Below are 10,507 nucleotides of genomic sequence, written 5' to 3' on the forward strand. Positions count from 1 at the left end.
GGGCGCCGCCGGCGGCCCCGTGACGGCCGGGCCCGGATTCCGGGCCCGGCCGTCCGGTCGTTCAGGACCGGCGCAGCGCGGCGTCGGCCACCGCGCCGATCCGGCCGGCCGCCTCCCGGCCGAGCATCTCCTCGTGGCCGCAGGCGACGTCGTACACCGTCAGCGCGCCGGTCAGGTGCGCGCGCCAGCGGTCGGCGAGCTCGGCGGCGGGGGCGCCCTGCACCTCGTCGGCAGCGGCGAACAGCAGCAGCGAGCCGTCGAACCGGCCGGGGGTGAACTCCCGGGCGATGTCCGTGTGGTGGCGCATCACCGCCATCAGCCGGCGCAGCTCCCCGTCGTCGATGCCCGCCCCGGTGGCGTGGTGGGCGAGGAAGGCCCCGCGGATCTCCTCGTCGGTCGGGTTGTGGTCGCCCGGCAGCACCGGGAAGACGTCCAACGCCGCCAGGAAGGCCACCCGCTCGCCCGCCGCCTGGAGCTGCACCGCCATCTCGTGCGCGACCAACCCGCCGAAGGACCAGCCCAGCAGGTGGTACGGGCCGTGCGGCTGCACCCGGCGGATCCTCGCCAGGTACGTGGCCGCCAGCTCCCGTACGCCCTGCGGCCGTTCCCACTCCCCCTCGGGCGCGGCGACGCCGTCGGACTGCAGCGCGTACACCGGCCGGGCCGGGTCGAGGTGCGGGGCCAGCTCCGCGTACGGCAGGCCGAAGCCGACCCCGCCGTGCACGCAGAACAGCGGCTCGGCGGTGCCGCCCGGCCGGATCGGCAGCACCGGCTCCAGCACCGTCGCGGGGAGCCGCTGCGAGGTGGCGGGCCGGGCGGCGGCGGCGAGGGCCGCCACCGTCTTGTGGGTGAAGACGTCGGCCAGCGAGAGCGTGAGCCCGGCCTTCGCGGCCCGGCTGACGATCTGCACCGAGCGCAGGCTGTCGCCGCCGAGGTCGAAGAAGTCCCCGTCGGCGCCGACCTGGTCGAGGCCGAGGATCTCGCCGAAGACCCCGGCGATGACCTCCTCGGCCGGCGTGCCCGGGCGCCGCACCGGGGTCTGCGCGGCGGCGGGCGCGGCACCGGGCGCCGGCAGGGCGCGGGTGTCGAGCTTGCCGTTCGCGGTCAGCGGCAGCGCGGACAGCGTCACCAGCGCCGCGGGCACCATGTGCGCGGGCAGCGACTCGGCGACGAACGCGCGCAGCACCGGCACGTCGACGGCGGCGACGCCGGGCAGCGGCACCACGTACCCGGTCAGCTGGGGCACGCCGGTGGGCGAGGGCGCGACCTGCACCGCGGCCTGCACGACCACCGGGTGGCGCACCAGCGCGGCCTCGATCTCGCCGAGCTCGATCCGGAAGCCGCGCAGCTTCACCTGGTGGTCCACCCGGCCGACGTAGTCGAGCGTGCCGTCGGCCCGCCAGCGGGCCAGGTCGCCGGTGCGGTACATCCGGGTGCCGGCCGGACCGTACGGGTCGGCGACGAAGCGCTCGGCGGTGGTGACCGGGCGGCGCAGGTAGCCGTGCGCCAGGCCGGTGCCGGCGATGTACAGCTCGCCGGTGACGCCGACCGGCGCGGGCGCGAGGGCGTCGTCCAGGACGTACAGCCGGTGGTTGTCCAGCGGGCGGCCGATCGGCGGGCGGCCGCCGCCGGCGCGCAGCGGGTCGCTCCAGGTGGCGCAGACCGAGGCCTCGGTCGGGCCGTAGGCGTTGCGGAACTCGGTCAGCGGGGCGAACCGGTCGACCAGCGCGGCCGAGCAGGCCTCGCCGCCGACCAGCAGGTGCAGGCCCTCGGGCAGCACCACGTCCTCGGGCAGGCCGGCCACCACGGTGGGCGGCAGCACCACGTGGTTGACCTGGTGCTCGGCGAGCAGCGCGCCCAGCACCTCGCCGGAGACCCGGCTCTCGTCGGTGGCGACCACCAGGGTGCCGCCCGAGTACAGCGAGACGCCGAGCTCCCAGACGGTGGCGTCGAAGCTGAACGAGGCGAACTGGAGCACCCGGGTGTCCGGCCCCGCGCCCATCCGCGCCTGGTGGTTGGCGGCCAGGTTGGCCGCCCCCAGGTGCGGCACCGCGACGCCCTTGGGGCGGCCGGTGGAGCCCGAGGTGTAGATCACGTAGGCGACGTCCTGCGGGAGGAGCGGCCGGGTGCGGTCGGCGTCGACGGGGTTGCGGTCGGGCCGGCCGGTCAGGTCGGACCGGGTGCGCAGGGAGTCCAGGACCAGCGGGACGACACCCTCGGGCAGCCCCGGGATCCGGTCGGCGACCGCCTCGACGGTCAGCACCTGGGCGGGCGCCGCGTCGTCGAGCATGTAGGCGATCCGCTCGGCCGGGTACTGCGGGTCGACCGGCAGGTAGGCGGCGCCGGTCTTGAGCACCGCCAGCAGCGCGACCACCAGCGGCGCGGAGCGCGGCATCGCCAGCGCGACCACGTCGCCCGGCCCGACCCCGCGCTCCAGCAGCAGGTGGGCGAGCCGGTTGGCCCGCTCGTTGAGCGCCGCGTAGGACAGCCGCATCGTCGCCGGGCCGGCCGGCACGCCGTCCGGGCCGATCAGCGCGGGGTGGTCCGGGTCGGCGGCCGCCAGGCCCTCGAACAGGGCGGTCAGGGTGACCGGGGTGAACGGGGCGGTCGGGCCGGCCCACTCCTCCAGCAGGACGCGGCGCTCCTCGGCGGTGAGCAGGTCGAGGGCGCTGAGCGGCGCGTCGGGGGTGCGGGCTGCGGAGTCGAGCAGGGTGGCCAGGGCCCGGGCGAGGCGGGCCGCCGTCGCCCCGGTGAACAGGTCCTCGCGGTACTCCAGGCGGATGTCCAGACCGGCCGGGGCGCCGTCCGGACCGGTCCGCTCCAGCACCTGGAAGGACAGGTCGAACTTGGCCGTCGTGCTGCCGATCGGCAGCACCTCGGCGCTCAGGCCGGGCATCTCGGGCAGCGGGTCGGAACTGTTCTCGAAGGCCAGGATCACCTGGAAGAGCGGCTGCCGGCCCATCGAGCGGACCGGGTTGAGCTCCTCCACCAGGTGCTCGAAGGGCAGTTCGGCGTGCCCGTAGGCGGTCAGGTCGGTCTCCCGGACCCGCCCGAGCAGGGCGGTGAACGCCGGGTCGCCCGAGGTGTCGGTGCGCAGCACCACGGTGTTGACGAAGAAGCCGACCAGGTCGCGGACCGCGTCGTCGGTGCGCCCGGCCACCGGGCTGCCGAGCGGGATGTCGGTGCCCGCGCCCAGCCGGGTGAGCAGTGCGGCCAGGCCCGCCTGGACGGCCATGAACAGGCTCGCGCCGCCGCGCCGGGCGAGTTCGGCGAGCCGGGCGTGGGTCTCGGCGGGCACCGTGCACTCGACCTCGGCGCCGCGGTGCCCGGCGCGGGCCGGGCGGGGGAAGTCGGTGGGCAGGTCCAGCTCCTCCGGGATGCCCGCCAGCGCCTCGCGCCAGTGCGCGAGTTCGGCGCTGGCCAGGCTGTCCGGGTCGTCCTTGGAGCCGAGCAGTTCGCGCTGCCAGAGCGCGTGGTCGGCGTACTGCACCGGCAGCGGCGCCCAGCGCGGCCCGGCGCCGTCCAGCCGGGCCCGGTAGGCGTCGGAGAGGTCGCGGGCGAGCGGGCCGAGCGACCAGCCGTCGGCGGCGATGTGGTGCACCGTCAGGGCCAGCGCGTGGCTGTCCCGGCCGAGGGTGAACAGCCGGGCCCGCAGCGGCACCTGGGCGGACAGCTCGAAGGGGTGGACGGCCTCGGCGGCCAGCGCCGCCTCCAGCGCGCCCGGCGCCGCCCCGGAGAGGTCCACGACGACCAGCGGGGCGCCGGCCCGCTCCGCCTCCTCGGCGGAGAGCACCAGTTGCGACGGCAGCCCGTCGGCCTCGGCGAAGACGGTGCGCAGGCTCTCGTGCCGGGCCACCACGTCCCGGACGGCGGCGGCCAGCGCGGCGGCGTCCAGCGGGCCGGTGAGGCGGACCGCCAGCGGGATGTTGTAGCTGCCGGTGGGCCCGTCCATCTTGTCCAGGAACCAGAGCCGCTCCTGGGCGTGCGAGAGCGGCACCGAGGACGGCCGGTTCGGGACGGCGCGCAGCGCGGGGCGCCGGGGGGCCGGCTCCGCCGCCTCGGCGACCGCCGCCGCGTCCGGGTCGAGGGCGCGGGCCAGCGCCTCGGCCGTCCGGGCGTCGAACAGGGTCCGCACCGGGACGTCCACGCCGAGCGCGGCACGCAGCCGGTTGGCGACCCTGGTCGCGGACAGCGAGTGGCCGCCGAGTTCGAAGAAGTCGTCGTCGGCGCCGACCCGGTCGAGCCCGAGGGCCTCCGCGAAGACCGCGCAGAGCAGTTCCTCGCGCTCCCCCGCGGGCTCGCGTCCGGTGCCCGCCCGCTCGTCCGGCGGGGCGGGCAGGGCCTTGCGGTCGACCTTGCCGTTGGGGGTCAGCGGCAGGTCGTCCAGGGGAACGTACACGGCAGGGATCATGTGCGTGGGCAGCACCGATGACGCCCGCTCCCGCAAGCGGTCGCGGTCGATCCCTGCCGGTACGACATAGGCGACCAGGCGGGCGTCCCCCGCCCGGTCGGTGCGGGCCGTGACGACGGCCCGCGTCACTCCGGGCTGCGCCGCGAGCACGGACTCGATCTCGCCGAGCTCGATGCGGTAGCCACGGATCTTCACCTGGTGGTCGCTGCGCCCCGCGTACTCCAGGGCGGTGCCGGCGGCGTCCCAGCGGACGATGTCGCCGGTGCGGTACATCCGCGCGCCGCTCGGGCCGTACGGGTCGGCGACGAAGCGCTCGGCGCTCAGGCCGGGGCGGCCCAGGTAGCCGCGGGCCAGGCCGGTGCCGGCGAGGTAGAGGTCGCCGAAGGTGCCGTCGGGGACGGGGCGCAGCGCGCCGTCCAGGACGTACACCCGGGTGTTGGCGATCGGGCCGCCGATCGGCGGCGGCCCGGCCTCGGCGGCGGTCAGCGGCGCGGCGGTGGACCAGATGGTGGTCTCGGTCGGGCCGTACACGTTGGTCACGGACGCGCAGTGCGCGGTGAGGGTGCGGGCCAGCGGCTCGGGCAGCGCCTCGCCGCCGACCAGGGCGCGCAGGCCGGCCAGCCGGGGGGCGTGGTCGGCGGCGAGCGACTGCCAGAGGCTAGGGGTGGCCTGTAGCAGGGTGGCGTCCAGGCCGGTGACGGCGTCCGCCAGGGCGGCCGGGTCGCGGACCGTCTCGCGGTCGGCGACCAGCAGTTCGGCGCCGGCGGCGAGCGGGACGAACAGCTCCAGGTTGGCGATGTCGAAGCCGAAGGTGGTGACGGCGAGGAAGCGGTCCTCGGTGGTCACTTCGAAGCGGGCGACCATGTCCTCGACCAGGTTGACCAGCGCCCGGTGCGGCACCACGACTCCCTTGGGGCGGCCGGTGGAGCCCGAGGTGTAGATCACGTACGCGGGGTGGTCGGCGCGCGGGGCCGTGCCCGGTACGCGCTGCCCGGGCGCACCGGTCGCGGCGTCCGGGCCGTCCAGCACCCACAGCTCGCCGGTGCTCATCTCGCCTTCGGCGGCTACGGCGGCTTCGGCGGCGAGGAGTTCGCGCACCCGGCGGTGGGTGAGGGTGACCACCGGGGCGGCGTCGGCGAGCATGTAGCGCAGCCGGTCGGCCGGGTAGTCCGGGTCCAGCGGCAGGTAGGCCGCGCCGGACTTGAGGACGGCCAGGGCGGCCACCACCAGGTCGCAGGAGCGGTCCAGCGCGATCGCCACCACCTGCTCCGGGCCGGCCCCGGCGGCGTGCAGGGCGTGCGCCAGCGCGTCGGCGCGGGCGTGCAGTTCGCGGTAGGTCAGGCGCTCCTCGCCGCAGCGCACGGCGGGCGCGTCCGGGGTGCGGGCGGCCCGGGCGGCCAGCAGCGGGGCCAGCCAGTCGCCGGGCAGCGGCGCCCCGGTGGCGTTGCGGGCCTCGGTGATCTCGGCGCGCTCGGCCTCGTCCAGGACGTCCAGCCGGCCGCACGGCTCGTCGGGCCGGGCGACGGCGGCGGCCAGCAGCCGGGCGAAGCGCCGCCCGACCAGTTCGGCCTCGGCCCGGGTGACCAGCGCGGGCACGTGGTTGACGGCCAGGCCGAACGGGGTGCCGGGGAAGACCGTGAGGGTGACCGGGAAGTGGGTGGCGGAGCGGACGTCGGCGCCGGTCACCCGGGGGCCGGTGCCGGTGACCAGCGGCAGGCCGCCCATCGGGTAGTTCTGGAACATCAGGGCGGTGTCGAAGAGTTCGCCGCGCACGGCGGTGAGCTGCTGGACCTCCGCCAGGGTCAGGTGCTCGTGCGCCAGCAGCGCGGTCTGCGACCGCTGCACGTCGGCGAAGAGCTCGGCCGGGGTGCGGGCCGGGTCGACGTCCACCCGGACCGGGAGCGTGTTGGCGAACAGGCCCACCATCCGCTCGACGTCCGGGACCTCGGCCGGCCGGCCGGAGGTGACCGCGCCGAACAGCACGGTGTCCTGGCCGGTCAGCCGGGACAGCAGCAGCGCCCAGCAGCCCTGCACCACCGCGTTGACGGTCAGGCCGCGCGAGCGGGCGAAGCCGGTCAGCGCGGCGGAGACCTCGGGGGTCAGCTCCAGCGGGACGGCCTGCGGCAGCGCGGCCGCGCCGGCGGCCCGGTCGCGGCCGGCCGGCACCAGCCGGGTCGGGTCGACGACCCCGGCCAGGGCGGCGGTCCAGGCCTGCCGGGCGGCCTCCTTGTCCTGCGCGCCCAGCCAGGCCAGGTGCGCCTGGTAGCGGGCCGCGCCGGCCTGCGGCTGCCTGGCGGGGGCGCCGCCGGCCTTCAGCTCCTCGGCGAGCGCGGCGAGTTCGCCGATCAGCGAGACCATCGACCAGCCGTCCACCAGGATGTGGTGGACGGTCCAGACCAGCCGGCAGCGCCCGCCCTCGGCGCGGGCCAGGGTGAGCCGCTGGAGCGGCGGGCGGGCGAGGTCGAAGCGGCGCAGCCGGTCCTCCTCGGCGAGCCGGTCGAACTCCGCCTCCGGCCCGGCCGCGCCGACCGCCACCGCGACCTCGCGCCACGGCAGTTCGACCGACGTGGGGATCACCTGGATCGCCTCGCCGTTCCTGCGGTGCCGGAAGCAGGCCTTCAGGTTGGGGTGCCGTTCCAGGAGCAGGCCCGCCGCGGTGCGCAGCGCGGCGGCATCGGCGTCGGTCAGCTCGTCCAGGTCGAGGACCAGCTGAATGGTGTAGACGTCCGTCCCCTCACGGTCGTACTCCGAGAGAAAGAGCAGTCCCTGTTGCAGCGGCGAGAGCGGAAGGACTTCACTGATGGCGGACGGCCGATTCAAACCGGGCTCCTCGTGGAAGGCCTGCAAGTGCGGAATAACAAACGCTTTCCGATGGCGCTGACGAGCAACTGACCGGCAACTGACGGACGGCTGACGCGCGCCTCCGGGCGGGTCCGAAACCCTGGTCGCCGACCCCGTCAGCAGTCCGTCAGCCCCTCGTCAGCGCCCGGCGGGAGGCTTGCCGCCGAGGCTAATTCGTTACCGAAGGCCAGGAGTCTCCAGTGCCGGTCATTTCCGCGTCGCACGAATTCGAGGTCAGCGACCTCTTCGTGAATCTGCAGCCGTTCTTCGGGCACCGTCTCTTCCTGAAAGTCGAAGGGTTCAACTTCGCCGGGTCCATCAAGCTGAAAGCGGCCCGGGAAATGGTCGCGCAGGCCGAGGCGGCGGGCGTCCTCGGCCCCGGCTCGACCCTGGTGGAATCCTCGTCCGGGAACATGGGCGTCGCCCTGAGCGTGCTCGCCGCCAGCCGCGGCTACAAGTTCATCTGCGTCACCGACTCTCGTTGCAACGAGGTCACCCGCCGCACCATGGAGTCGTACGGCGCCGAGGTGCACCTGATCACCGAGCCGCACGAGACCGAGGGCTTCCTCGGTGCGCGGATCCGCCACGTCAAGGCGCTGCTCGCCGCCGACGAGAAGCGGGTCTGGCTCAACCAGTACCTGAGCCCGGGCAACTGGATGGCGCACTACCGGACCACCGCGCCGGCCATCGCCCGCCAGTTCCCGGACCTGAACGTGCTGTTCATCGGCGCGGGCACGACCGGCACGCTGATGGGCTGCGCCCGGTACTTCCGCGAGCGGCGCCCCTCGGTGCGGGTCGTCCCGGTCGACAGCGTCGGCTCGGTCACCTTCGGCGCCCCGCCGGCCACCCGGCACATCCCGGGCCTGGGCACCAGCGTGCGGCCCGCGCTGCTGGACGAGTCGCTGGTGGAGCGGGCGGTCCACGTCGAGGAGACCGACACCGTCCGGACCTGCCGCGAACTGATGCGCGGCGGCTTCCTGTTCGGCGGCTCCACCGGGACGGCCGTCAGCGGCGCGCTGCGCTGGCTGAACGAGCACTACGGCGACGGCGCGGGCGGCGTGCGCGAGCGGGTGACCGCCGTGACCATCTCGCCGGACCTGGGCGAGCGCTACATGGACACCATCTACCACGACGAGTGGGTGCGCGGTTCGGTCGGCCCGGAGGGCCTGCTGCCCGGGGTCGAGCACCGGGGCCTCGGGGCGGGCGTCGCCGCCGGGCTCCAGACGGTGTCCGGCTGACCGGACCGGCGGGGTCGGGGCCTGCGGGGCCGGGGCCTGCGGGGTCAGAGGGTCGAGAGTTTTCAAGGCGGGGCTGAGGCTGAGAATGACGGAGAGCAAAGCAGTGACGACAAACCGGAACGCTGTCCTTCCGCTCACCGCGGCACAGGCCGAGATCTGGTTCGACGAGCAGTTCGCCGCCGGGCCGCTGGCCTACAACATGGCGGACTACATCGATCTGCGCGGACCGCTCGACGCCGAGCTGCTCGGACGGGCGCTGCAACGCCTCGGCCACGAGGCCGAGGGACTGCGGGTGCAGTTCGTCGAGGAGGACGGCGCCCCCGGCCAGATCATCCGCCCGCTCGCCCAGCTCCCGCTCAAGACGCTGGACTTCAGCGGCGAGGCGGAGCCGTCGGAGGCCGCCGAGCGGTGGATGCGGGCCGACCACGCCGACCCGATGAAGGTCACCGACTTCCCGCTGTTCCGCGGCGCGCTGATCAAGCTGGCCCCGGAGCACCACCTGCTCTACCTGTGCATGCACCACATCCTCGCGGACGGCTTCAGCCGCTCGCTGCTCTACCCCAAGCTGTCCAGCGCCTACACCCGGCTGGCCGCCGGCGAGGGCCCGGCCGAGCTGGACGCCGACGCCATGCCGGCCTTCCACCGGCTGCTGGACGCCGAGCGCAAGTACCTCGACTCGTCGATGGTCGAGAAGGACCGCGCCTACTGGACGGACCGCCTCACCTCCGACCGGCACGGCGCGGTGCCCGAGCTGGTCTCGCTCTCCGAGCAGGAGCCGGCCCCCGGCCGGGTCGCGCTGCGCGAGACCGCCCGGCTCTCCCCCGCGACCACGGCCGCGCTGCACGCCCTCGCCCAGGACGGCAAGGTCACCATGCCGGTCCTGATGGTCGCCGCGATGGCCGCCTACACCCAGCGCGTCACCGGGGTCCCGGCGCCGCTGCTCACCCTGCCGGTCACCGGCCGGGTCGGCGCGGTCAGCCGCGAGATCCCCGGCATGCTCGCCAACTACCTGCCGCTGGCCGTCCGGGTGCGCCCGGAGATGACCCGCACCGAACTGCTGCGCGCGGCCTGGGTCGAGGTCGCCGGCACGCTGAAGCACCAGCGCTACCGCGGGGACAGGGTCCGCCGCGACATCGGCCTGCGGATCGACGACCAGCGCGCCTTCGGCCCGTTCATCAACGTGCTCAACCAGGACCCCGAACTGGCCTTCGGCGACTGCCGCGGGGTCGTGGTCAACCTGTCCACCGGCATCGTCAAGGACCTGATCATGACGGTCCTGAACGCGGACGACGGCACCGTCGAGATCCACCTCGACGGCAACCCCGAGCTGTACGAGCCGGCCGAACTCGCCACCCACCTCGCCCGGTTCGAGACCTTCCTCGGCGCCCTCGCCACCATGCCCGCGGACCGTCCGCTCGGCCAGGTGGGCCTGGGCGCGACCGGCGAACCGCTCGGGCTGCTCGGCGCCTGGGATCCGGCCACCGCCGCCGACCAGGGCCTGGTCGAGCGGGTCCGCGCCGTCGCGGCCGGTACGCCCGACGCGGTGGCCGTGGCCGACGGCGCCGAGCGGATCGACTACCGCGAACTGGTCGCCCGCGCGGCGGGCCTGGCCGCCCGGCTGACCGCCTCCGGGGTCGGCACCGGTTCGGTGGTCGCGATGTTCGCCGAGCCCGGCGTCCCCTTCGTCACCGGCGTGCTGGCCGTCCAGGCCGCCGGCGGCGCCTACCTGCCGCTCGACCCGGCCGCCCCGGCCGCCCGCAACACCGGGCTGCTGGAGGACGGCGGCGCCCGCCACCTGCTGGTCGGCGCCGGGTACGAGGCGCAGGCCGCCGAGCTCACCGCCGGGGCGGCCACCGCCCTGCCGCTGACCGACCCGTCCGACTCCAGCAGCGGCGCCGAACTCACCTCTGTCGGAGGTGAATTGGACCTGGCGTACGTGATGTTCACCTCCGGCTCCACCGGCAAGCCCAAGGGCGCGATGGTCCAGCGCTCCGGCATGATGAACCACCTCTGGGCC

At 75.3% G+C, this 10,507-nt stretch carries 3 protein-coding genes; 2 read left to right on the top strand and 1 reads right to left on the bottom strand.

Going from position 1 to position 10,507, the window contains the following annotated elements; genetic code table 11:
* Window positions 1–61: 61 nt before the first annotated feature.
* Window positions 62–7,231, bottom strand: a complete 7,170-nt coding sequence (locus AB0O82_RS11365) for an amino acid adenylation domain-containing protein (protein WP_363582480.1) — start codon at window positions 7,229–7,231, stop codon at window positions 62–64.
* Between the two features lie 221 nt (window positions 7,232–7,452).
* Here AB0O82_RS11365 and sbnA point away from each other — a divergent pair, with 221 nt between their 5' ends.
* Entirely contained in the window at window positions 7,453–8,490 is a 1,038-nt protein-coding gene (gene sbnA / locus AB0O82_RS11370; RefSeq protein WP_363582482.1) for a 2,3-diaminopropionate biosynthesis protein SbnA, read from the top strand.
* 103 nt (window positions 8,491–8,593) lie between these two features.
* Window positions 8,594–10,507, top strand: a 1,914-nt coding sequence (locus AB0O82_RS11375; protein WP_363582484.1) for a condensation domain-containing protein, incomplete at its 3' end; no start/stop codon positions are given.

It is taken from the genome of Kitasatospora sp. NPDC088264 (assembly GCF_040685715.1).
Taxonomy (GTDB): Bacteria; Actinomycetota; Actinomycetes; order Streptomycetales; family Streptomycetaceae; genus Kitasatospora.